This window comes from Streptomyces sp. V1I1 (assembly GCF_030817355.1).
In the GTDB taxonomy this organism is placed as follows: Bacteria; Actinomycetota; Actinomycetes; order Streptomycetales; family Streptomycetaceae; genus Streptomyces.
Map to the genome: position 1 here is coordinate 4,547,129 of NZ_JAUSZH010000001.1, position 22,245 is coordinate 4,569,373.

At 69.3% G+C, this 22,245-nt stretch carries 25 protein-coding genes; 10 read left to right on the forward strand and 15 right to left on the reverse strand.

The features are described from left to right. Positions 1 to 39 precede the first annotated feature (39 nt). Positions 40 to 690 carry an SUMF1/EgtB/PvdO family nonheme iron enzyme gene (locus tag QFZ67_RS21505; protein ID WP_307662701.1) on the forward strand — a complete coding sequence of 217 codons (651 nt, stop codon included), beginning with the start codon at positions 40 to 42 and terminating at the stop codon, positions 688 to 690. Positions 691 to 860: 170 nt separating this feature from the next. On the opposite strand, the gene QFZ67_RS21510 is transcribed toward QFZ67_RS21505, so the two are convergent. Together QFZ67_RS21510 and QFZ67_RS21515 are read right to left on the reverse strand one after the other, a co-directional pair. Then, a complete protein-coding gene (locus tag QFZ67_RS21510; protein WP_307662702.1) occupies positions 861 to 3,320 on the reverse strand; it encodes an HAD-IC family P-type ATPase in 2,460 nt (819 codons plus the stop codon). Between the two features lie 137 nt (positions 3,321 to 3,457). Continuing rightward, a complete protein-coding gene (locus tag QFZ67_RS21515) occupies positions 3,458 to 3,778 on the reverse strand; it encodes a DUF2530 domain-containing protein (RefSeq protein ID WP_307662703.1) in 321 nt (106 codons plus the stop codon). A 182-nt stretch (positions 3,779 to 3,960) separates the two neighbouring features. On the opposite strand from QFZ67_RS21515, the gene QFZ67_RS21520 reads away from it, so the two are divergent. After that, positions 3,961 to 5,406 (forward strand): NCS2 family permease, encoded by a 1,446-nt coding sequence (locus QFZ67_RS21520; RefSeq protein WP_373430236.1) that lies wholly within the window; start codon positions 3,961 to 3,963, stop codon positions 5,404 to 5,406. Between the two features lie 60 nt (positions 5,407 to 5,466). Here QFZ67_RS21520 and QFZ67_RS21525 read toward each other — a convergent pair whose 3' ends face one another. Then, on the reverse strand, positions 5,467 to 5,649 hold the full coding sequence (locus QFZ67_RS21525) for a ribbon-helix-helix protein, CopG family (protein WP_307662705.1): 183 nt from the start codon (positions 5,647 to 5,649) through the stop codon (positions 5,467 to 5,469). A 140-nt stretch (positions 5,650 to 5,789) separates the two neighbouring features. Here QFZ67_RS21525 and QFZ67_RS21530 point away from each other — a divergent pair, with 140 nt between their 5' ends. From QFZ67_RS21530 to thpR, 3 genes are all read left to right on the forward strand, one after another. Then, positions 5,790 to 6,233 carry a MarR family winged helix-turn-helix transcriptional regulator gene (locus QFZ67_RS21530; protein ID WP_307662706.1) on the forward strand — a complete coding sequence of 148 codons (444 nt, stop codon included), beginning with the start codon at positions 5,790 to 5,792 and terminating at the stop codon, positions 6,231 to 6,233. A 28-nt stretch (positions 6,234 to 6,261) separates the two neighbouring features. Further along, positions 6,262 to 7,584: an MFS transporter gene (locus tag QFZ67_RS21535; protein WP_307662707.1), complete on the forward strand. Its 1,323-nt coding sequence runs from the start codon at positions 6,262 to 6,264 to the stop codon at positions 7,582 to 7,584. 224 nt (positions 7,585 to 7,808) lie between these two features. After that, positions 7,809 to 8,378 carry an RNA 2',3'-cyclic phosphodiesterase gene (thpR, locus tag QFZ67_RS21540; RefSeq protein ID WP_307662708.1) on the forward strand — a complete coding sequence of 190 codons (570 nt, stop codon included), beginning with the start codon at positions 7,809 to 7,811 and terminating at the stop codon, positions 8,376 to 8,378. Between the two features lie 139 nt (positions 8,379 to 8,517). On the opposite strand, the gene QFZ67_RS21545 is transcribed toward thpR, so the two are convergent. From QFZ67_RS21545 to QFZ67_RS21555, 3 genes are all read right to left on the reverse strand, one after another. After that, positions 8,518 to 9,507 carry an aldo/keto reductase gene (locus QFZ67_RS21545; protein WP_307662709.1) on the reverse strand — a complete coding sequence of 330 codons (990 nt, stop codon included), beginning with the start codon at positions 9,505 to 9,507 and terminating at the stop codon, positions 8,518 to 8,520. A 170-nt stretch (positions 9,508 to 9,677) separates the two neighbouring features. Next, positions 9,678 to 9,878 carry a hypothetical protein gene (locus tag QFZ67_RS21550; RefSeq protein WP_307662710.1) on the reverse strand — a complete coding sequence of 67 codons (201 nt, stop codon included), beginning with the start codon at positions 9,876 to 9,878 and terminating at the stop codon, positions 9,678 to 9,680. Between the two features lie 41 nt (positions 9,879 to 9,919). Next, positions 9,920 to 10,435 (reverse strand): MarR family winged helix-turn-helix transcriptional regulator, encoded by a 516-nt coding sequence (locus tag QFZ67_RS21555; protein ID WP_307662711.1) that lies wholly within the window; start codon positions 10,433 to 10,435, stop codon positions 9,920 to 9,922. Between the two features lie 24 nt (positions 10,436 to 10,459). On the opposite strand from QFZ67_RS21555, the gene QFZ67_RS21560 reads away from it, so the two are divergent. Together QFZ67_RS21560 and QFZ67_RS21565 are read left to right on the forward strand one after the other, a co-directional pair. Then, a complete protein-coding gene (locus QFZ67_RS21560) occupies positions 10,460 to 10,972 on the forward strand; it encodes a carboxymuconolactone decarboxylase family protein (protein ID WP_307662712.1) in 513 nt (170 codons plus the stop codon). A gap of 233 nt (positions 10,973 to 11,205) precedes the next feature. Further along, positions 11,206 to 11,673, forward strand: coding sequence for a hypothetical protein (locus QFZ67_RS21565; RefSeq protein ID WP_307662713.1), 468 nt, complete (start codon positions 11,206 to 11,208; stop codon positions 11,671 to 11,673). Between the two features lie 70 nt (positions 11,674 to 11,743). Here the strand turns inward: QFZ67_RS21565 and QFZ67_RS21570 are convergent, their stop codons facing one another. Then, entirely contained in the window at positions 11,744 to 11,917 is a 174-nt protein-coding gene (locus QFZ67_RS21570; RefSeq protein ID WP_307662714.1) for a DUF397 domain-containing protein, read from the reverse strand. A 378-nt stretch (positions 11,918 to 12,295) separates the two neighbouring features. On the opposite strand from QFZ67_RS21570, the gene QFZ67_RS21575 reads away from it, so the two are divergent. Then, positions 12,296 to 13,075, forward strand: coding sequence for a hypothetical protein (locus QFZ67_RS21575; RefSeq protein ID WP_307662715.1), 780 nt, complete (start codon positions 12,296 to 12,298; stop codon positions 13,073 to 13,075). An 18-nt stretch (positions 13,076 to 13,093) separates the two neighbouring features. Here the strand turns inward: QFZ67_RS21575 and QFZ67_RS21580 are convergent, their stop codons facing one another. Continuing rightward, positions 13,094 to 13,783: a GDSL-type esterase/lipase family protein gene (locus tag QFZ67_RS21580; protein ID WP_307662716.1), complete on the reverse strand. Its 690-nt coding sequence runs from the start codon at positions 13,781 to 13,783 to the stop codon at positions 13,094 to 13,096. A gap of 124 nt (positions 13,784 to 13,907) precedes the next feature. Between QFZ67_RS21580 and QFZ67_RS21585 the strand changes: the two genes are divergently transcribed. Next, positions 13,908 to 14,879, forward strand: a complete 972-nt coding sequence (locus QFZ67_RS21585) for a WD40 repeat domain-containing protein (protein WP_307662717.1) — start codon at positions 13,908 to 13,910, stop codon at positions 14,877 to 14,879. 97 nt (positions 14,880 to 14,976) lie between these two features. Here QFZ67_RS21585 and serC read toward each other — a convergent pair whose 3' ends face one another. Then, complete coding sequence (serC, locus tag QFZ67_RS21590) at positions 14,977 to 16,095, reverse strand: phosphoserine transaminase (RefSeq protein WP_307662718.1); 1,119 nt, start codon at positions 16,093 to 16,095, stop codon at positions 14,977 to 14,979. Positions 16,096 to 16,177: 82 nt separating this feature from the next. Beyond that, complete coding sequence (locus QFZ67_RS21595) at positions 16,178 to 16,873, reverse strand: ATP/GTP-binding protein (protein WP_307662719.1); 696 nt, start codon at positions 16,871 to 16,873, stop codon at positions 16,178 to 16,180. Positions 16,874 to 17,092: 219 nt separating this feature from the next. Here QFZ67_RS21595 and QFZ67_RS21600 point away from each other — a divergent pair, with 219 nt between their 5' ends. Next, positions 17,093 to 19,957, forward strand: coding sequence for an FAD-binding and (Fe-S)-binding domain-containing protein (locus tag QFZ67_RS21600; protein ID WP_307662720.1), 2,865 nt, complete (start codon positions 17,093 to 17,095; stop codon positions 19,955 to 19,957). On the opposite strand, the gene QFZ67_RS21605 is transcribed toward QFZ67_RS21600, so the two are convergent. The 5 genes from QFZ67_RS21605 to QFZ67_RS21625 form a co-directional block, all read right to left on the reverse strand. After that, positions 19,944 to 20,378, reverse strand: coding sequence for a pyridoxamine 5'-phosphate oxidase family protein (locus tag QFZ67_RS21605; protein WP_307662721.1), 435 nt, complete (start codon positions 20,376 to 20,378; stop codon positions 19,944 to 19,946). The genes QFZ67_RS21600 and QFZ67_RS21605 overlap by 14 nt on opposite strands. Positions 20,379 to 20,497: 119 nt before the next feature. After that, entirely contained in the window at positions 20,498 to 21,031 is a 534-nt protein-coding gene (locus QFZ67_RS21610) for a DUF6879 family protein (RefSeq protein ID WP_307662722.1), read from the reverse strand. Positions 21,032 to 21,050: 19 nt separating this feature from the next. Beyond that, positions 21,051 to 21,518, reverse strand: a complete 468-nt coding sequence (locus tag QFZ67_RS21615; protein ID WP_307662723.1) for a hypothetical protein — start codon at positions 21,516 to 21,518, stop codon at positions 21,051 to 21,053. Positions 21,519 to 21,590: 72 nt separating this feature from the next. After that, positions 21,591 to 21,824 (reverse strand): DUF397 domain-containing protein, encoded by a 234-nt coding sequence (locus QFZ67_RS21620; protein WP_307662724.1) that lies wholly within the window; start codon positions 21,822 to 21,824, stop codon positions 21,591 to 21,593. A gap of 88 nt (positions 21,825 to 21,912) precedes the next feature. Continuing rightward, positions 21,913 to 22,170, reverse strand: coding sequence for a hypothetical protein (locus tag QFZ67_RS21625; RefSeq protein ID WP_307662725.1), 258 nt, complete (start codon positions 22,168 to 22,170; stop codon positions 21,913 to 21,915). Positions 22,171 to 22,245 lie beyond the last annotated feature (75 nt).

The following is a 22,245-nucleotide window of genomic DNA, read 5'->3' on the forward strand; positions in this document are numbered from 1 at the left end:
TAGGATTTCCTGATCATGGGCGCGAGCGCAGGAAACGAGATGATCGCTGTCCCGCCGGGGCAGGTGACGCTGTCGGACCGGCGGACTCAGCGCAACTGGTCGGTCGAGCTTGCGCCCTACCAGCTCGCGGCGTTCCCGGTCACCCAGGCGCTGTACGCACAGATCACCGGCCGACGGCCAAGCACCGCCCATGGGGACCAGTTGCCTGTGGAGGGCGTTTCCTGGTGGGACGCGGTCCGGTTCTGCAACGACCTGTCCCAACGCGACGGGTTCGCGCCCGCCTACCACCTCCATGCCAACGGCGAAGGCATCGAGTGGGACGCATCCGCCGACGGGTACCGGCTGCCGACCGAAGCCGAGTGGGAGCACGCCTGCCGTGCCGGGACGACCGGACCGCGTTACGGGCCGCTCGACGAGATCGCTTGGTACCGCGGCAACTCGCACGAGCGAATCCACGACGTGGGCGGCAAGCAGCCCAACCCGTGGGGCCTTTACGACATGCTCGGCAACGTCTGGGACTGGTGCTGGGACATCTACGACGCCGAGGTCTACGGCACCTACCGGGTGCTACGAGGCGGTGGCTGGTTCGACGAGCACTGGAGCTGCCGGGCCTCCGCGCGGCGCCGCAGCCACCCGAGCTTCCAGGTCGACGACGTAGGGTTCCGCATCGCGCGTTCCATCGTGCGCTGATCCGCGTCAGGCCGCCCGGAGCCGCCTGATTGGATCTCCGTATGGCGGATTGGTCTGCCTGTGCTTCCGCACGAAGAGCCGTCCGGACCGTCCTCACCCAGCTGCTGCGCGATGCCGCAACGATTCGGGGTGGGGAGAGCGACGCAGCCCCCGCCCGCTGAGGCGGCCGGCTACGCCGGATACTTCCTGTCCACCACCCGCCACGCCACCTCCAGCAGCACCGCCCCCGTCGCCGCAATCCCCACCGCCCCCCACGGCATCGTCGTCCCCACCAGCTTCAGCGCGAAGAAGTCCTGGAGCCACGGCACGATCAGCACGATCAGGAAGCACGCCCCCATCGCCGCCACCAGGCACACCCGCCACCACGTGTACGGGCGGGCGACGATCGCCAGGACCCACATCGAGACCAGGAACAGCGTCAGCGTCGCCGCGCTCGTTTCCGCGTCCAGCGCGCCCGGGCCGCTGTAGTGCGAGCGGGCCAGCAGATACGTGGCAAAGGTGGCCGCCGCCGCGATCACGCCCGCCGGGATCGCGTACCGCATCACTCTGCGTACGAAGTGCGGCTTCGCGCGCTCCTTGTTCGGGGCCAGCGCCAGGAAGAACGCCGGTACGCCGATGGTCAGCGTCGACAGCAGCGTCAAGTGCCGTGGCAGGAAGGGGTATTCGACCTGGCTGCACACCACCAGGATCGCCAGCAGCACTGAGTACACCGTCTTGGTCAGGAAGAGCGTCGCGACGCGGGTGATGTTGCCGATGACCCGGCGCCCCTCCGCCACCACCGAAGGCAGCGTCGCGAAGCTGTTGTTGAGCAGCACGATCTGGGCCACCGCGCGCGTCGCCTCCGAGCCCGAGCCCATCGAGACACCGATGTCCGCGTCCTTCAGGGCCAGGACGTCGTTGACGCCGTCGCCCGTCATCGCGACGGTGTGGCCGTGGGACTGCAGCGCGCCCACCATGTCGCGCTTCTGCCGCGGGGTGACCCGGCCGAAGACCGAGTTGGAGTCCAGGGCCGTGGCCATCTCTGCCTGCTCCGTGGGGAGCCGGCGCGCGTCCACCGTGTTCTGCGCGCCCGGCAGACCGAGCTTTCCGGCCACCGCGCTCACCGACACCGCGTTGTCGCCGGAGATGACCTTCGCCGCGACGTTCTGGTCGGCGAAGTACCGCAGTGTGTCGGAGGCGTCGGGCCGCAGCCGCTGCTCGAGCACGACCAGCGCCGTCGACTCGGCCCCGGCCGCGACGGCCGGCGCGTCCAGTTCGCCCGCCGCCCGGGCGAGCAGCAGCACCCGCAGGCCCTGCTCGTTGAGCTGCTCGATCTCGGCCAGGGCCGGATCGCCCGTCGGCAGCAGCACATCGGGCGCGCCCAGCAGCCATGTGGAGTTCTCGCCGTTGCCCTCGCTGAAGCTGGCGCCGCTGTACTTGCGCGCCGACGAGAAGGGCAGCGACTCGGTGCAGCGCCAGTCCTCGCTGTCCGGATACGCGTTGATGATCGCCTGGAGGGACGCGTTGGGCCGGGGGTCGGACTCGCCGAGCGCGCCCAGGACTTTACGTATGTACGTCTCGTCCGAGTCGCCCAGCGGCCGCAGCTCGGTGACGTCCATGCCGCCTTCCGTCAGCGTGCCCGTCTTGTCGAGGCAGACGACGTCGACCCGCGCGAGCCCCTCGATCGCGGGCAGTTCCTGCACCAGGCACTGCTTGCGGCCGAGCCGGATGACACCGATCGCGAAGGCGACCGACGTCAGCAGCACAAGCCCTTCGGGGATCATCGGCACGATGCCGCCGACGGTCCTGGCCAGCGAGTCCTTGAAGTTGTTGCTCTTGACGACCAGCTGGCTGATGATGAGCCCGATCGCGGTGGGGATCATCATCCAGGTCACATACTTGAGGATCGTCGAGATGCCGCTGCGCAGCTCGGAGTGGACGAGCGTGAACCGGGACGCCTCCTCCGCGAGCTGCGCCGCGTACGCCTCGCGCCCCACCTTCGTCGCTGTGAACGCCCCGCCGCCCGCGACCACGAAGCTCCCCGACATCACCTTCTCGCCCGGCTGCTTGACGACCGGGTCGGCCTCACCCGTCAGCAGCGACTCGTCGATCTCCAGGCTGTCCGCCTCCGACACCTCGCCGTCCACGACGACCTTGTCGCCGGGCCCGAGTTCGACGAGATCGCCGAGGACGATCTCGGAGGTGGAGACTTCCGCGGCCACGCCGTCGCGTCGCACCGTCGGTTTGGCCTCGCCGATGACCGCGAGCCCGTCCAGCGTCTTCTTGGCGCGCAGCTCCTGGATGATGCCGATGCCGGTGTTGGCGATGATCACAAAGCCGAAGAGGCTGTCCTGGATCGGCGCGACGAAGAACATGATCACCCACAGCACGCCGATGATGGCGTTGAAGCGGGTGAACACATTGCCGCGGATGATGTCGGCGGTGGAGCGCGAGGAGCGGACGGGTACGTCGTTGACCTCGCCCCGCGCGACCCGCTCGGCGACCTCCGCGGTCGTCAGCCCGGAACTGCGCCGCACAATCGCTGACGGGGGTGGCTTCATCGGGTGTACGGGGTCGAGTTCGGCTCCCGCGTCGATGACGGGTTGGCCCGGCTCGGGGCCGTCCGTGTCGATCCTCGCCCGCTGCGTCATGGTTTCGACGGTACGGCCGGAAGGGCCGGTTCACCCGCCGAGTGCGCCGAAGTCAGACCCGGGTAGGACGCGAATGGTCCCCTGGCACTACAAGCGCCGGAGGGTTCCCCGCCTTCGGTCGCCTTCGGTCGCCTTCGTCATTTGCCTTCGTCGGTTGCGGAAGCCGGACCGTCATCCGCTGCCTCGGCTGCCTCGGCCGCCTCAGACGCCTCGGCGGCCTGCGAGCGCTTGATCGCCGTCTCCCGCCCCCGCACGTACCAGATGCCGATCAGCCCGAGACCGGCGCCGGCCAGACATGTCCACACCCACCACATGAGGTCGCGCTCGTCGAACCAGCTGTAGAAGGGGATCTGTACGAGGAAGAGGACGAACCAGAGGCTCGTGCCGCCGATGATGGTGGCGACGACGGGCCCCTCCAGGGGCTCGGGTGCCTCGTGCTTCGGGGTCCACTTCGCCATGCGCACAGTGTAGGCGGCACCCGACCAGCCGTTCGGGGACCGGTCGTTTCAAGGATCTACGCGCGGAGATAGCGATCCTTGTCTGATGTATTCATACTGAAACGGTTTGCCGTTGGCCTGAATTATTCGTGCAAACATCCAAGCCCCCCTCCCCCGTACGACTGAGGTTCCGCATGTCCCCCATGGCCACCGTCTCGGTCGGCGGCGCCCCACAGCCGACCCCCGGGCAGCAGCCGCAGAACCACCTGGACCGCTTCTTCAAGATCTCTGAGCGCGGTTCCACGGTCGCCCGCGAGGTACGCGGCGGATTCGCCACCTTCTTCGCGATGGCCTACATCATCGTGCTGAACCCGATCATCCTCGGCAGCGCGAAGGACATGTACGGGCACCAGCTCGACGGCGGCCAGCTGGTCACCGCCACCGTGCTCACCGCGGCCTTCTCCACGCTGCTCATGGGCGTCATCGGCAATGTCCCGATCGCTCTCGCGGCCGGCCTCGGCGTGAACACCGTCGTCGCCCTCCAGCTCGCACCCCGGATGTCCTGGCCGGACGCGATGGGCATGGTCGTACTCGCCGGCTTCGTCGTGATGCTGCTGGTCGCCACCGGTCTGCGCGAGCGCGTGATGAATGCCGTACCGCGCAGCCTGCGCAAGGGCATCGCGATCGGCATCGGTCTCTTCATCATGCTGATCGGCCTGGTGGACTCGGGCTTCGTCTCCCGTATTCCGGACGCCGCCATGACCACCGTCCCGCTCCAACTTGGCATGGGCGGCCACCTGGACGGCTGGCCGGTCCTCGTCTTCGCCCTCGGTGCGCTGCTCACGCTCGGGCTGATCATCCGTAAGGTGCCGGGCGCGATCCTCATCTCGATCGTCGTGATGACGATCGTCGCGATGGTCATCAACGCGGTGGCGACGGTCCCGTCCTGGGGCCTGACCACGCCGAAGTGGCCCGGCAATCCGGTCGCGTCGCCGGACTTCGGACTGGTGGGCGAGGTCAGCCTGCTCGGCGGCTTCGAGAAGGTCGGCTATCTGACGGGCGTGCTGTTCGTCTTCACCGTGCTGCTGTCCTGCTTCTTCGACGCGATGGGCACGATCCTCGGCGTCGGCGACGAGGCCAAGCTGATGGACAAGGACGGCAACCTCCCCGGCATCAACAAGGTGCTGTTCGTCGACGGCATCGCGGTCGCCGCGGGCGGCGCGACCTCGTCATCCGCCGCGACATGCTTCGTGGAGTCCACGGCGGGCGTCGGCGAGGGGGCCCGTACCGGCCTCGCGTCCGTCGTCACGGGTGCGCTGTTCTCGGTGGCGCTGTTCCTCACGCCGCTCGCCACGATGGTCCCGTCCCAGGCGGCGACGCCCGCGCTGCTGGCGGTGGGCTTCCTGATCCTGGCGGGGTCGGTACGGGACATCGACTGGAACGACTTCACCGTCGCCGTCCCGGCGTTCCTGGCGATGGTGATGATGCCGTTCACGTACTCCATCACCAACGGCATCGGCATCGGCTTCATCGCCTTCAGCGTGCTGCGGCTGGCGGCCGGAAGGGGCCGCGAGGTGCCCGTGGCCATGTATGTGGTGTCCGCGGTGTTCGTCTTCTACTACGCGATGCCGGCGCTGGGCCTTACGTAAGGCGCTTCACGTACGTCCGCAGCTTCACGTACGTCCGCAGCTTCACGTACGCCCGTAGCTTCACGTACGCCCGTAGAACTTCTCTGTCTCGTCGACCGCCGCCTTGAAGCGTTCGTCGAAGTCATCGCGGATGAGCGTCCGGACCACATAGTCCTGGACGCTCATTCCGCGTCTGGCGGCATGGTGCCTGAGACGGTCGAGCAGCTCACCGTCTATCCGGAGACTGAGCACTGTCGATCCCATGTCAGCCAGGGTTGCCGTACCGCCGTGGCCGGTGCGTCACTTTCCGGATCCGTCTCACTCATATGGGTGACACAGCTATCTCCTGGCCGACCGCGGTACCGACTGGTATTTAGGCAGGGTAATGAGTTACGCTAATGAACATGCCTGACCTGTCCCCTGGCAGCGACGCCGACGTCGCCGCCGTGAACGCTCTCCGCTCGGCCGTGATGCGGCTGGGCCGACGCCTGAAGCACCAGCGCGTCGACGAATCGCTGAGCCCCACCGAAATGTCGGTGCTCGGCACCCTCGCCCTTTGCGGCTCCGCCACCCCCGGCGAGCTGGCCCGCAAGGAGCATGTCCAGCCGCCGTCCATGACCCGGATAGTGGCGTTGCTCGAGGCCAAGGGACTGGTCCGGCTCGAGCCGCACCCCGATGACCGCCGGCAGAAGGTGGTCAGCCCGACCGAGCGGGCGGAAGCCATGCTCGAGGAGAGCCGCCGCAAGCGGAACGCCTGGCTGGCCTCGCTCGCAGAGGGTCTGGACGAGGACGAATGGGCGAAGCTGCGCGCAGCCGCCCCCGTACTGGAGAAGCTCGCACACCTGTAACCAAGCACCTTTGAGGAGGCGAACCCTTTTGAGTACGGGACCCGGAGCAGACTCCGCACCCGCACCCGCCCCTACAACCATGTTCAGCTCGCTGAAGATCCGTAACTACCGGCTCTTCGCCACCGGGCAAGTGGTCTCCAACACCGGCACCTGGATGCAGCGCATCGCCCAGGACTGGCTGGTACTGACGCTGACCGGATCCGCGTCCGCCGTCGGCATCACCATCGCGCTGCAGTTCCTGCCCATGCTTCTGTTCGGCCTGTACGGCGGCGTGCTCGCGGACCGGCTGCCCAAGCGGCCGCTGTTGCTGGCCACCCAGGTCGCGATGGGCATCACCGGCCTGGCGCTCGCCGTACTCACGCTCAGCGGCCATGTCCAGGTGTGGCACGTCTACCTCACGGCCTTTCTGCTCGGCCTCGTCACCGTCGTCGACAACCCGGCGCGCCAGTCGTTCGTCGCCGAGATGGTCGGTCCTGAGCAGCTGGGCAACGCGGTCAGCCTCAACTCCGCCAACTTCCAGTCCGCGCGGCTGGTCGGCCCGGCCGTCGCCGGTGTGCTGATCACGGCCGTCGGCAGCGGTTATGCCTTCCTGCTGAACGGACTGTCCTTCCTCGCGCCCATCGCGGGCCTGCTGCTGATGCGCAACAGCGAGCTGCACAAGCTCCAGCGCGCACCGCGCGCCAAGGGGCAGCTGCGGGAAGGGCTGAAGTACGTCGCGGGCCGGCCCGAGCTGATCTGGCCGATCGTCCTCGTCGGCTTCATCGGCACCTTCGGCTTCAACTTCCCGATCTGGCTCTCGGCCTTCGTGGACGACGTCTACCACTCCGGCGCGAGTACGTACGGCCTGCTCAACACCCTGATGGCGGCCGGATCCCTGGCGGGCGCCCTGCTCGCCGCCCGGCGCGGCACCTCGCGACTGCGGGTGCTGGTCGGCGCGGCGGTGCTGTTCGGCGTCCTGGAGATCGTGACCGCGTTCGCGCCGCAGTTCTGGATCTTCGCGGTGCTGATGGTGCCGATCGGGATGTTCGGCCTGACGGTCAACGTCACGGCCAACGCCAGCATTCAGATGGCGACGGAACCGGCCATGCGAGGCCGCGTGATGAGCCTGTTCATGATGGTCTTCGTGGGCGGTACGCCACTGGGCGCGCCCCTCGTCGGCTGGATCACCGACACGTACGGACCGCGGATCGGCTTCGCGGCGGGTGGCACGGTGGCGCTGGTCGCGGCGATCGGAGTCGGCGTGATGCTCGCCCGTGTGGGCGGGCTGCGCCTCAAAATAGATCTGCGGCGGGGACGCAGGCATGTGGAGTTCGTCCCGAGGGCGAGGGACGAGCTGGCGACGGCGGCGTGAGCGGGCCGCGCGTGCGGCCGGGGTCCGCCGGTCTGTACGGCTCGGGCCGCGCGGTCTGTATGACGCGGGCCGCGCGGTCTGTATGAACGGACCGCGGCCTGTACGGGGTCGGGCCGCGCGATCCACACGGCTCGGGCCGTGCGGTCGGTACGGCCCGGGCCCCGGGTCCGTAGGACACGGTCCCACCCGTCCCGTACCGCCCCCGTTTGGGCCAGACTCGGATCATGAGACTTTTTGCTGCCGTACTGCCGCCGGCCCCGGCCGCCGGTGAACTCGCCCTCGCCGTAGACCGGTTGAGGACCCTGCCCGGCGCGGACGGCCTGCGCTGGACCGGCCGGGACGGCTGGCACTTCACGCTCGCCTTCATGGGCGAGGTCGACGACAGCCTGCTCCCCGAGCTGCACGAGCGGCTCGGGCGGGCCGCCCACAGGACCGCGTCCTTCCCGCTGCGCCTCCACCGCGGCGGACGGTTCGGCCGACGGGCGCTGTGGGCGGGCGTGGCGGGCGGTCTGGAGGAGATGCGCATGCTCGCGGAACGCGCCGACGCGGCGGCCCGGCGGTCCGGGGTCAGCATGGAGGAGCACCGCCGGTACCACTCGCATCTCACGATCGCCCGCAGCCGCGACGACGCGGATCTGCGCCCGTACGTCGAGGCGCTCGACACCTTCGAGGGCACGCCCTGGGAGGTGGCCGAGCTCGCGCTCGTACGCAGCAATCTGCCGGTGAGCGGGGTACGGGGCGAGCAGCCGCGGTACGAGACGGTCGGGTCCTGGCCGCTCGAACCGGCGAGTTAACCTCATTACGTGAACCCCAAGACCAGAAACCAGATCATGGCCGGCGTGCTCGTGCTGATATTCGCGATCGTCGCCGTGGCGGCCGTGGTCGGTCAGTAACCCTGACCGCCCCACGGCCTTGTCCCGGGCCTGTCAGGCCCTACCAGGCGAAGGCCTCCGGCGAGGGCCCCGGCCCCGGGAAGATCTCGTCCAGCTCGGACAGCAACTCGTCGCTCAGCTCCAGTTCGACGGCGCGCAGCGCGGAGGCGAGCTGGTCCGCCGTACGCGGCCCGACGATGGGCCCGGTGACCCCCGGCCGGGTGAGCAGCCAGGCCAGCGCGGTCTCGCCCGGCTCCAGGCCGTGCTTGTCGAGCAGGTCCTCGTACGCCTGGATCTGCGCACGGGTCTCGGCGTCGGCGAGGGCTTCCGCGGCCCGCCCGGAGGCACGCCGTCCGCCTTCGGTCTCCTTCTTGATGACTCCGCCGAGCAGCCCGCCCTGCAGCGGCGACCACGGGATCACGCCGAGGCCGTACTCCTGCGCGGCCGGGATGACCTCCATCTCGGCGCGGCGCTCGGCGAGGTTGTACAGACACTGCTCGCTGACCAGGCCGAACGAGCCGAGGCGGCGGGCGGTCTCATTGGTCTGCGCGATCTTCCAGCCGGGGAAGTTGCTGGAGCCCGCGTAAAGGATCTTGCCCTGCTTGATGAGGACGTCGATCGCCTGCCAGATCTCCTCGACGGGCGTGTCCCGGTCGATGTGGTGGAACTGGTAGAGGTCGATGTAGTCGGTCCGCAGCCGCTTGAGGCTGGCATCGACGGCGCGGCGGATGTTCAGTGCGGACAGCTTGTCGTGGTTGGGCCAGGCGTCGCTGTCGGCGGCCATGTTCGCGTACACCTTGGTGGCGAGCACGACCTTGTCGCGGCGGTCGCCACCCTTGGCGAACCAGCTGCCGATGATCTCCTCGGTGCGGCCCTTGTTCTCGCCCCAGCCGTAGACATTGGCGGTGTCGAAGAAGTTGATCCCCGCGCCGAGCGCGGCGTCCATGATGGTGTGGCTGTCGGCCTCTTCGGTGAGAGGCCCGAAGTTCATCGTCCCGAGGACGAGTCGGCTGACCTTGAGTCCGGTGCGTCCGAGCTGCGTGTACTTCATGAGTACCAAGCCAACGCCTTCGAGCGCGCTCGAGGCAAGGGCGGACGGGGTCAGTCGCGGGGGAATTCACCGGTGGTGAGGGTGAGGCCGACGGAGGTGGCGGTGAGGTCGATCTCCCCGCCGAAGGCGACGGTGAGCTCGCTGAGGTAGTCCCCGTCCTCGGGCTGGGTCTAGGCGCGGCACTTGCCCAGGTGCGGGTCGACTATGAGGTACACCGGGACCTCGGCCGTGGCGTACGCGGTCTTCTTCGGGTAGTAGCCGTGGATGTTGGCGGCTGTGGCCTCAGGGGTGACCTCGGCGACGAGATCAATGTCCTGATACCGCCAGCGGTCACTCGGGTCCAGGACTCCGCCGTCCCTGATCGCGAGCACGCTTGGCGCGAAGCCTGGGCGCTCGCCGTGGCGAGAACCCGTCACGCGCCGCCGAACCAGCCCGCGGCGTCGAGCCGGAAGGCCTCGGCCGGGACGACCGTACGCAGCGCGTCCTCGATATCGGCCACGCGCCCCGCGCCGAGCGCGTCCGCCCACTCCGCGCGCAGCTGGTCGAAGATCGCGGCCGAGCGGGCGAGGGCGTCCATTCCGTGCGCGGTCAGCCGGATCCGCTTGCGGCGCGCGTCGGCCGGGTCGTCGGTGCGCTCGGCATAACCCAGGGCGACGAGGCGGTCGACCGTCTTGCCGGCGGCCTGTTTGGAGACCCCGAGCCGCCGCCCGATCTCGCTGGCGGTCGCGCCGTGCGCGCCGATGGCCTGCATGGCGAAGCCGTGCGCGGGCCGTACATCCGGGTGTCCCTGCGCGGCCAGCTCCGCGTGGAGCCGGTCGATAAGGGAGCGGAACCCGGCGAAGAGCAGCAGGGGCAGCTCGTAACCCGGCACGTCGGCAACGGTGTTGCGCACTTCGACAACCTGGTTTACCTTCTTGTCGTCAACCACGTTGTCGATTATAGGAGCCGCCACATGTTCGCTGAACACACCCTGGAATCGGCGCCGGCCGCCTCGCGCCGCGCCATGGAGTCGACGACGAAGCGCCTGGGCCACCTGCCGCCGGCCGTCGCCAGACTCGCCTCCTCGCCCCACCTGCTGGACGGCTTCCTCAAGCTCAGTGCGATGTTCGAGCAGACGACCCTCGACCCGGTCGCCCGCGAAGTGGTCGTCATGACGGTCGCGGCGCGGAACGAGTGCCATGTGTGCGTGGCGATGCACACCGGCAAGCTGCGCACGCTGGGTGCGGAGGAAGGGCTGATCGCCGCGCTGTGCGAGCAGAAGCCGCTGGCCGACGAGCGCCTGGAAGCGGTACGGCAGTTCACGCTGGAGGTGTTGCGTACGGCAGGGGGCGTGGGCGACGAGGAGCTGGGGGCGTTCCTGGCGCGGGGCTACACGGAGCAGAACGCGCTGGAGGTGGTCATGGGCATCGGGACGTACACGATGTCGACGCTGGCGAACCGGCTTACACGCGCACCGCTTCAGTAGCGGCCGGATTTGGTCGGTGCACGCCAAAATTCGTTGCGAACGTCCTTGCCTTCTCGAGGCGCCCGTGCCCCAATGCAATTGTCACTGACTGCCCATCAGACCCAGAGCGGTCGGCGCGGGAATCGAGCCACTGGGCAATCCCCAACACCCCCCCACCCCACGGATCCCGCGAGCCCGCGCAGTGGCAGTCGGCGACGCCAGCCCGTACCCCCCCCACATGAAGGCGGACCCCCATGAGGCACGGCAGACTCGGAATCGGCGCATTACTGGGCATCGGCGTGATGGCCGCGGGTTCGCTCGCCATGGCGCCCATCGCGAACGCGGTGACGCCGGAAACAGCCACCATCTCCTTCGACTGCGGTTCGTTCGGCTCGGGCACGGCGACGCTCACGGCCACCCAGGACGGGACGGCCGCGACCATCAGCGTGTCCACATCGGCCATTACGTCTCCCATCGCCATCTCGGCGAACTCGGTCAAATCGACCCTCACTCTGACCAAGAACGGCTCAGGCACCGCGACGTTCACCGGCAACGCCAACCCGGCAATCCCTGCCGGGGGCGCGGTCTCCACCGGACCGCTCGACGGAACGGTCGCCGCGGGCGACAGCCTGGAGGCGAAGTCGCTGGAGGTCGTGGTCTTCGGCATCACCGCGAACTGCACCGCGACTTCCGCGCAGTCTCCCGGCCCGTTCGTGTTCTGACAGCTGGGCGGGAGCAACGGAACCCAAAGGGCGGCGTCGCGCACACTCGCGTGGCGCCGCCCTGACTGGCTTACCTGACGGACTCGATGAAGGCGGTCCAGGCGGTGGGGGAGAGGGCGAGGGCGCGGCGGGCCGGGTTCTTGGAGTCGCGGACGTGGATGGTGTGGGGGCAGGTGGCGACTTCGACGCACTCGCCCTCGCCGCCGCTGTAGCTGCTCTTGAACCAGTCGAGGTCCGTGTTCATAGCCCCTGTGCCACCTGTTCGATCAATTTCGCGGACTCTTCGGGATCGAGGGCCTGCGCCCGCAGGATTCCACGAGATGGTGATGTGTGCTGCACGGTGATCGTGTCATTACGTTCCGTAGATGGAGCAGTCCGCCGGAGCCCGGCGACAGTCCAGCGTCCCGACAGCATCCCCGAGTGTCTCCCGGGTGCGGAGGTTGCTCCAGCAGCCCTTCTTCGTACAGGTGTTGCAGTATCCGGGAATGGTCACAGCGTCGTCGCGGGTCGAGGATCTGCCTTCCCTCGGCCCACTCACCTCGCGCATGGTGATCAGACGACCGCTCACCACAGGGAACGGGCATCCGCCGCCGGCCCCCTTCCATGACACGGGGAACACACAATGGCCTCCACCCTCCGCGCCAAGTCTTTTCTCGTCGCCGCCGCGTTCCTCGCGGGTACCACTCTGCTGACCGCCTGCCAGGGCGACCCCAAGGGCGCGGACTCCTCGTCGAGGACCGGTGCCTCCGCAGCGTCGGGGGTGGAGGCGGCGGCGAAGTCCAAGGGGGTCAGCGGGACCTTCGTCGGCGGCACGGTGGAGTATCTGGCGCCGGGCAAGCACATCGTCAACGCCAACGGCAAGGAGCAGCAGTTCTTCGTTGCCGAGGACACCAAGGTCTACGGCGCGGGCGCCATCTGCGGCAAGAACGACCCCGCCGCCGACACCCCCTGCAAGGTCGACGACCTGGAGAAGGCCCTCAAGGAGGGGTCGATCGCCGCGGACGTGGTCATGAAGGACGGCATCGCCACCAAGGTCACCGAGCGCCCGGCACCGGACGAGGGCCCCGCTGTCGACGACAGCAAGAGCGGCTCCGGCGCCCCGGAGTCGACCATCGACGGCATCAACAAGGGCAAGGGCGTCAACGGCACCTGGTTCGGCAACGTGTCCTACCTGGCGCCGGGCAAGTACACCGTCTCGGACATGAAGGGAACCGAGCAGCAGTTCTTCGTCGCCGAGGACACCAAGATCTGGGGCTACGGCGACATCTGCGGCGACGAGGCCGGACAGGCCGGCACCGAGTGCACCGAAGAAGAACTGGAGGCGGCCACCAAGGGCACCGGCGTGTCCGCCGAGGTCGTCGTCGTCAACGGCATCGCCACCACCATCCGCGACGACCACTGACCTCACACCTACCGCTGGTCAGCGGCTGACCGACCCGTACGGCCCGCCCAAGCCCCAAGCCTGGTGCATCGCCCCCGCGAACGCCGCCGCCAGTTTGTGTTCGCCCGACGGGCCCGGGTGCGTCCCGTCGTACGTGTCCCTGTCGATGGCGTACGACTCCGGGCGCGATGCCAGCAGGATCGGCGAAATCGCCGAGTCCAGGTCCGCGACCGACTTCGCCAGCAGCTCGTTGAAGCGGTCGCACTCCGCCGCGAAGGGCGCGTCCGTGCGGGCGCGGATGTTGGGGATGACCGGCAGCAGGATCATCCGCACATGCGGGTTTGCCGCGCGGGCCTCGGCGATGAAATGGCGGGCGTTCAGGGCGGTTTGGGCGCTGTCCGTGTAGAAGCCGAGGTCTATCAGGCCGAGCGAGACCAGCAGTATGTCGGCCTGCTCCGCGGCGACCGTCTCCCGGACGATCGGCGCCATGTGCAGCCAGCCCTCTCCCCAGCCCGCGAGGTGCCTGCGGGCGTCGGCGGGGAAGGCGGGGTCCGCGTACGAGGCGCCGACGGGGGCGTTGGCGACGGTGTCGTACAGCTCGGTGCGCGGGCCGACGATCTTGTACGGGCCGTCGAAGGACGTGGCCAGGTGCTGCCACATGCGGTAGCGCCAGGTGTAATCGCCGGCGCGTCCGATGGTCATGGAGTCGCCGACGAACATGAAACGCATGGGCGCAATCATGGCCGATCAAGGCGCGCACCTGCGATGTGAGGCTGGACACGGGCGGCTCGGACGGATGGGGCGGCCGGGCCGTCGACGGTGCCTGCTGATCGCGTCGTGGCAGGCTGGGGCAATGCGCTCGCTTCCGTACGTCACCGGGGCCGCCGCGGCTGCCGCCGTCGTGGTGCTCGCCGCCGCCCCCGTCGCCGCCGACGACTCCGGGTTCACGATCCAGGACCCGCGGATAACGGAGTCCAGCGGGCTCGCCGCCAGCCGCGTGCACCCAGGGATCTACTGGACGCACAACGACCAGGACGAGCCGCGCGTCTTCGCCATCGACTCCAAGACCGGCGAGACCGTCGCGACGATCACCCTCAGCGGGGTCGGGAAGCCCCGGGACATGGAGGCCATCTCGGTCGGCACGGACGGGAACGTCTACGTCGGGGACATCGGCGACAACCTCGACGGCGGCTGGGACCACGTCTGGATCTACCGTTTCACGGAGCCGAAGGCGCTCAAGGACATGACCGTCCGCGCGACGCAGTACACCGTGAAGTACGCGGACGGCGCGCGGAACGCCGAGGCGCTGATGGTCCATCCCAAGACCGGCCGCGTCTACATCGCGTCGAAGAACGAGGACGGCGGCGGGCTGTACGAAGGGCCCGCGACCCTCAGCCCCACGCGGACCAATGTCTTCCGGCGGATGGGGGAGGTGCCATGGGTGACGGACGGGGCCTTTTCGCCGGACGGGAAGGAGCTGGTGCTGCGCTCGTACTTCAGCGCGCGCGGTTACGAGTGGAAGGACGGCGGTCTCGGGGCCGACCACCGGGTGTCGGCGCCGATTCAGGGGCAGGCCGAGTCCGTGACGTACACCGCTGACGGCACGGCGCTGATATTCGGGACGGAGGGCGAGCAGAGCGAGGTGGAGCGGGTCCGGCTCGGCAAGGAATCCGTCTCGGACGGGGGAAGCAAGTCACCGTCCGAGGGCGGGAGTTCGGCCGCCGACGACGGCGGCGACAAGAGCAGCTTTACGTATGGGCTCATCGTCCTGGTCGGCGCCGCCGCGCTCGTCTTCGGGGGGAAGCGGCTGCTGCGCCGCGACTGAGGCGACCTGGCGCGGGCGACGCGGCCGCGAGCCCCCGTACGCGGCGAGGGGCCCGGCAGCGTCGTGCCGCCGGGCCCCTCGCTCGTGGCTCAAGCCCTCAGAGCTTCTCGATCACGTAGTCGATGCACGCCGTCAGCGCCTGCACGTCCGCCGGGTCGATCGCCGGGAACATCGCCACCCGCAGCTGGTTCCGGCCCAGCTTGCGGTACGGCTCCGTGTCGACGATGCCGTTCGCGCGCAGCACCTTCGCCACCGCCGCCGCGTCGATCTCGTCCGCGAAGTCGATCGTGCCGATGACCTGCGAGCGCTTCGCCGGGTCCACCACGAACGGCGTCGCGTACTTGGACGCCTCGGCCCATCCGTACAGGTTCCGCGACGACGTCGCCGTGCGGCGGACCGACCAGTCCAGGCCGCCCTGGGTGTTCAGCCAGGTGAGCTGCTCGTTGAGGAGGAAGAGCGTGGCCAGCGCCGGGGTGTTGTACGTCTGGTTCTTGAGCGAGTTGTCGATCGCCGTCGGCAGCGAGAAGAACTCCGGTACGTGGCGGCCCGAGCCGTGGATACGCGCGGCGCGCTCCAGCGCGGCCGGCGAGAAGACGCCGATCCACAGGCCGCCGTCCGAGGCGAAGGACTTCTGCGGGGCGAAGTAGTAGACGTCCGTCTCGGCGATGTCGACCGGCAGCCCGCCCGCGCCCGACGTGGCGTCGACCAGGACCAGCGCGCCCTCGTCCGCGCCCGCGACCCGCTTGATCGGGGCCGCGACGCCCGTGGAGGTCTCGTTGTGGGTGAAGGCGTAGACGTCGACGCCCGCCTCCGCCTCGGGGTCCGGGTGCGTGCCCGGGTCGGAGGCGATGACCGTCGGCTCGGCCAGCCAGGGCGCGAGCTTCGACGCCTTCGCGAACTTGGACGAGAACTCGCCGAAGGACAGGTGCTGGGACTTGTTGTCGATCAGGCCGTGTGTCGCGATGTCCCAGAAGGCGGTGGAGCCGCCGTTGCCCAGGATCACCTCGTAGCCCTCGGGGAGCTGGAAGAGGTCGCGTACGCCGTCGCGCACCGCGCCGACCAGGTTCTTGACCGGGGCCTGGCGGTGGGACGTGCCGAGGAGGGATGTGCCGGTCGCGGCCAGGGCGTCCAGCGCCTCCGTACGCACCTTGGAGGGGCCCGCGCCGAAACGGCCGTCGGCGGGCTTGATGTCAGCGGGAATCTGGATCTCAGCCACGTTCCGGAGCGTATCCGGTCGAGGCACGCGGCGGATACGCGGTCCGGCCGATGAGACGGCACCCCGGGTCCTGACCTGCGCGTCAGTCGCCCTTACGGTCCTGACCGCGGTCCTCCTTGTGGTCCTGACCGTGGTCCTTCTTGTGGTCCTCCGCGCGGTCCTCCTTGCGGTCTTCCTCGCCCAGCGACAGCGCGTGCAGATACTCGACCAGCGCGATCAGTACGAACTTGCTGGAGGAGTGATCGCGGGCGTCGAACTCCACCAGCGGCACCTCCGGCCCCAGCGCCAGCGCCTCGCGGATCTGCTCCTCGCCGTGCAGCGGGCCGCCGAAGTCGTTGACGGCGACGATGAAGGGCGTGCCGTGGTGTTCCAGGCGGTCGAGTGCGTACCAGGCGTCGGGCAGCGAGCGGGTGTCGACCAGGACGACCGCGCCGAGCGTGCCGGCGAAGATGCGGTCCCACAGGAACCAGAAACGTTCCTGGCCGGGGGCGCCGAAGAGGTACAGGACGCTGCGCTCGTCGATCGTGATCCGGCCGAAGTCGAAGGCGACGGTGGTGGAGCCCTTGGCGCGTACGCGGCTGGTGTCGTCGAGCGTGCGGCCCGCGCTGCTCACCGCCTCCTCCGTGTGCAGTGGGCGGATCTCGCTGACGGAGCGGACCATCGTCGTCTTGCCGACTCCGAAGCCGCCCACGACGACGATCTTCAGGGCGTTGACGGTCGTCCCGGGGAGCGCGGGGTGGGGCTGCGCCGGTGGGACCGCCCGCGTGACGCGGGTCATTGGTTCTGGGCAGTGCCGGTCATCGAGTGTTGCCTTCCGGGGTGGCGAGGGCGTAACTGGAGCCGTTTGTTCCTGATCAAGTGGTCGTCACTATAGGAGAGTTGGCGATCACAATTGGGGAGTTCTTGCGGGCTTTCTCGCGGGCGCTGCGGGCGCAACGGGCGCAAGCGGCACGTTTCCTGCCGGTGTGATGTGAGTGACAGGGGCATCCTGAGACACATGGCTGAACAGCGACAGGCGGGGCGAGGCGGGGCGAGCCGGCGCGAGACGGGCGAGCTGGCGCGGGAGCTCGCGAAGGCGGTGCGCGGAGAGGTGGACTTCACCGCCGCCGCCCGGGCCCTGATGACCATGGACGCGTCCAACTACCGGCGCGTCCCGGTCGGCGTCGTGACGCCGCGCGACGCGGAGGACGTGGCCGCCGCCCTGGAGGTGTGCAGGCGGCGCGGGGTGCCGGTGGTGCCGCGCGGCGGCGGTACATCGATCGCCGGGCAGGCCACCGGCATCGGTGTGGTGCTGGACTTCACCCGCCATATGAACGCGGTGGTGGAGCTGGACACGGCCGCCCGTACGGCGGTGGTGCAGCCCGGCGTCGTACTGGACACGCTGCGCGACGCCGTACGGCCCGACGGGCTGACGTTCGGGCCCGATCCGTCCACACACAACCGCTGCACCCTCGGCGGGATGATCGGCAACAATTCCTGCGGCGCGCACTCGGTGGCGTGGGGGACGACCGCCGACAACGTCCGCGGCCTGTCGGTCGTGACGTACGGCGGGGACGAAATCCGCCTCGGCCAGGGCTGGGAGGGCGGTGCCCCGACCGGCCTGCGGGAGCTCGTCGGCCGGAATCTGGCGCTGCTGCGAACGGGGTTTCCGGACGGGCTGCCGCGCCGTATCTCCGGATACGCGCTGGACGCCCTGCTGCCCGAGAGGGGCGTCGATCTGGCGCGGGCGTTCTGCGGCAGTGAGGGCACGCTGGGGGTGGTGACGGAGGCGGCCGTACGCCTGGTTGACGCGCCGCGTGCGCGGGCGCTCGCCGTCCTCGGTTACCCGGACGAGAGCGCGGCGGCCGACGCGGCGCCCGGGCTGCTGGCGCACCGGCCGCTGACCGTCGAGGGCATGGCCCAGGACCTGGTGCCGGACGCGCGTGGGCTGCCGCGCGGCAGGGCCTGGCTGTTCGTGGAGACGGGCGGCGACACGGCGGCCGAGGCGCGGGCCGCCGCGGCGGCCATCGTCCGGGCGGCGGACGCACTGGACGGCACGGTGGTGGACGACCCGGCGGGCATGCGGGCGCTGTGGCGGGTACGGGAGGACGCGGCGGGGACGGCGACGCGGACCGCCGAAGGCGGCGAGGCCTGGCCGGGGTGGGAGGACTGCGCGGTGCCGCCGGCCCGGCTGGGGGCGTATCTGCGGGACTTCCGGGCGCTGCTCGCCGAGCACGGTCTGAGCGGCACGCCGTACGGACACTTCGGGGACGGCTGCATCCATGTCCGTATCGATTTCGACCTGATGAGCGAGGAGGGCGTGGCCCGCTTCCGGACGTTCTCGGTCGAGGTCGCGGAACTCGTCGTCGAGCACGGCGGCTCGCTGTCGGGCGAGCACGGCGACGGGCAGGCGCGCGCGGAGCTGCTGCCGAAGATGTACGGCGACGAACTGGTCGCCCTCTTCGGGCGGTTCAAGGACGTGTGGGACCCGGCGGGCGGCATGAACCCGGGGATACTCGCCCGCCCCGACCGGCTCGACTCCAATCTCCGCTTCTCCGTCCTGCCGAAGGAACCGGTGGACGTGGCCTTCGGCTATCCGCACGACGGCGGGGACTTCGCGACGGCGGTACGCAGGTGTGTCGGTGTGGCCAAATGCCGTACGACTGAGGCGAGTGAGGGCGGCGGTGTGATGTGCCCGTCCTTCCGGGCGACGGGCGAGGAGCAGCACTCCACGCGCGGGCGGGCCCGGCTGCTGCACGAGATGCTGGCGGGCGAGGTCGTACGCGACGGCTGGCGCTCGACGGAGGTGCGCGACGCGCTCGACCTGTGCCTGTCCTGCAAGGGGTGCCGCAGCGACTGCCCGGTGGGCGTCGACATGGCCACGTACAAGGCGGAGTTCCTGCACCACCACTACGCGGGCCGGGTGCGGCCCGCCTCGCACTATGCGATGGGCCTCCTGCCCGTCTGGCTGCGGGCGGCTGCTCCCTTTGCCCGGATGGCCAACGCGGTGGCCCGGATCCGCCCGCTGGCGGCGCTCGCGAAGCGCTTGGGCGGAATCGCCCCGGAGCGTTCCCTTCCCACGCTCGCACCGGTGACCTTCCGGCGCTGGCTGGGGGAGCACATGGAGAGCCGGACGGAGATCCTGGCGGAGAACCGCACGGCGGTGCTGTGGCCGGACACCTTCACCGACCATCTGTCCCCGTCCGTCGGCCGGGCGGCGGTGAAGGTCATGGAGGCGGCGGGCATCGGCATCGTGGTGCCACCGGGCCGGGTCTGCTGCGGTCTGACGTACGTCTCGACGGGCCAGCTCGACCGCGCGCGTGCCGTGATGCGCCGGACGCTGGACACGGTGGAGCCGCTGCTGGACCTGGCCGTCCCGGTGGTCGTCCTGGAGCCGAGCTGCGCGGCGGCGCTCAAGACGGACCTGCCGGAACTGCTGGCCGAGGACCCCCGGGCGGCGCGCTTGGCGGCATCGGTCCGGACCTTCGCCCAGGCGCTGGAGGAGTGCGCACCGGACTGGGCCCCGCCGCGCCTGGACCGGGCGGTGGCCGGCCAGACGCACTGCCACCAGCATGCGGTGCTGGGGGATGCGGCGGAGCGCCGTCTGCGCGAACGGGCCGGGCTGGTCGGGGAGTTGAGCGGTGGCTGCTGCGGCCTGGCGGGGAACTTCGGCTTCGAGAAGGGCCACTACGGGGTGTCGGTGGCGTGTGCGGAGGACCAGCTGCTGCCGGCGGTGCGGGCGGCGGGGGAGGGGGCGGAGCTGCTGGCGGACGGGTTCTCGTGCCGTACGCAGCTGGAGCAGTTGGAGGGGAGGGGGGCGAGGCATCTGGCGGAGGTGCTGGCGGAGGGCCTGGCGAAGGGTTTGGGAGTCACCCGATCGTGAGCTCTTCGATGGTGAGCTCTTCGATCAGCGGCGGGTCCTGGGTGAAGTCGCTGTAGCGCACCCAGGTCGGCCGGACCCGGACGTGCGTGATGCCCGGCCAGGCGAGACGGTCCCGGCCGTCCGGGTACGCGGTGAAGTAGCACGCCTGAATGCGCTCGAGCTCGGAGCCGGTGGGGAAGTCCGCGACGCCCTCGATCTGCGCGGTGATCGCGTCGTCCCAGCCGATCACGAGCGCGATGTGGGGGTCGGCGTGCAGGTTGAGGCACTTGCGCGTGGTCTCGACTGTGTCGAAGACGATCTCGAGCTCGTCGCTGACGGCGTATCCGACGACGGCGGCCTGGGGTGCTCCGTCCGGGGCGACGGACGCCTGGACGGCGAGCTTGTACCGGCGAAGGAACCACATCAGCTCGTCGCGCTTCATGGGCCCTCTCTACCACGGGCGGGACGGCGCAGCCCGTTGTCGGATTCGCCTCGCCACGCTCTGTGGGTGCCCTGGCCAGGCTGCGTTGTCACACCGGGCAAGGTCCTCCGGGCTCTTGATCAGGTTCGATACCCATTGAAGGGAACGGAACTCTCCAGTGCCAGGTCGCGCCATGCGAGGTACTGGCTGATGTCAGGGGACTCGATCAGTTCACGGTTGACCTGTGTTCCGTCCGGCCGGTAGTTCAGATGCACCACGGTCGATTCGTCGAACATCCAGAAGTCCTGAATCGGCAGGTCGACCTCCCGTTCAGTCACATCCACGATCCGGTAGTCCTCCCCAGCCTCCACGTTTCCTGGGATTGCCCACCTGAATAGGTAGCGGCTGTAGTCCGTCAACGGCCTGCGGACCAGTTTGGCCCGGGTCATGGTGCGGCCCGACGACGCATTGCCCCGGATCGTCTGGTGCCACGTTGCATTGAAGTGGTCGGGCTTGGAGTCACCGGCGAGGAAGCTACGGAACGTCTCGTCTTCGGCCGGCATTGTGTACACCTGGTGCACCTCGAGTCGGAACGCGGAGCGCTTGAAGTTTCGGAAGTACGCCTTCCATTCTGCGCCGTCCAGTACGACAGGGTTAGGGCCATCCACGGACATGGGGCAGTCTCCTTCTCAACTAACATGCGGGGCACTGAAGATCGGGCGAGGTCCGGTTGGGGGAGCACGTCACCAAGGTCATTGTCAGGAACGCCGGCTGTTCGAGGTAGAAGCCGATGGACAGGTCGCCGCCCCAACCAAGGCGCTCTGCAGCGGAGTTGATCAGCGCGGCCAGGCGTGTGGCTTCCCGGTCCGATTCTGAAGCGAAGCGAGGCGCGTACTCGGCCAGTCGCTCATCGAGCCATTCTGCAGCCCTTTTCGGCTCCTCCCAGGTGCCCTGGAGCAGCGTCCGGGGCTTCATCAGCCAGTGAGCGGTCTCGAGCGGCGGCAGGTCGCAGACTGGAAAATCGGTTACGACGTCGCGGTACCGCTGGATCAGCTCCGGCTTGCTGCCGACCGGGGGCGGCTCGGGGTGTGGAGGGCGGCGCAAGCCTTCCTGGTCGAATCGCTGCTTCGGCCCCGTCCACAGGTAGCCGTGATGGTGCAACTTGCACCCCGTTCAGTGTGGTTGGAGGCCTCGGCCCCAGGGGGAAGGGGCCGAGGCCGGCTGGGGGTTCCTCTAGGCCGAGAGACCGAACCGCTCCGGGTCGATCCCGGCCGCGTCCAGCTCTGCCGTGGTGAACCGGAGCGGCTTCGCGCCCGGTTGCTTGCTGTCACCCAGGGCCCAGGCGTCCTCGCCGATGCGGGCGAGGGTCACGCAGGACTCTCCGTCGGGGTGGGTATTCCCGCCGCACGCCTTCGCGAAGGCGGCGCTCTCGATGGTGAGCGCGTACAGGTCGGTGACGTTCTGCATGGGTGTGCCTTCCTGATCGTCTGGCGACCACAGGGCGTGGCCGTCCCCCGCCCGTGCCGGGCGGAAGTCGTGGGGTGTGGAGTCTGCCTCAGGCGGAGTGGGGGAGCTTGGACACGACGGTGACGCCTGGGCCTTTGGCGATGACGTGGGCGTGGAGCAGCGCCTGCACGCTCGACGGCGAGCCTCCGAGGGCGTCGGTCAGCTGCTCGCTCAGGAATTCGGCTTCCGAGGGAAGCAGGACCATTTCCGTGTCCGCCGTGTGCCGGCCGTTCTTCGTCAGCCAGATGGGAATACGAACGTTCCCGTCTTCGTCTTTGTAGGCGGGGCGGCTTGGAATGGGGTCCATCCGCCAACCTCTGGGAACGGGATGCTGCTTGGGCATCGCTTGCGGCATGGGTTCATCGTGGGGCCAACACGGAGA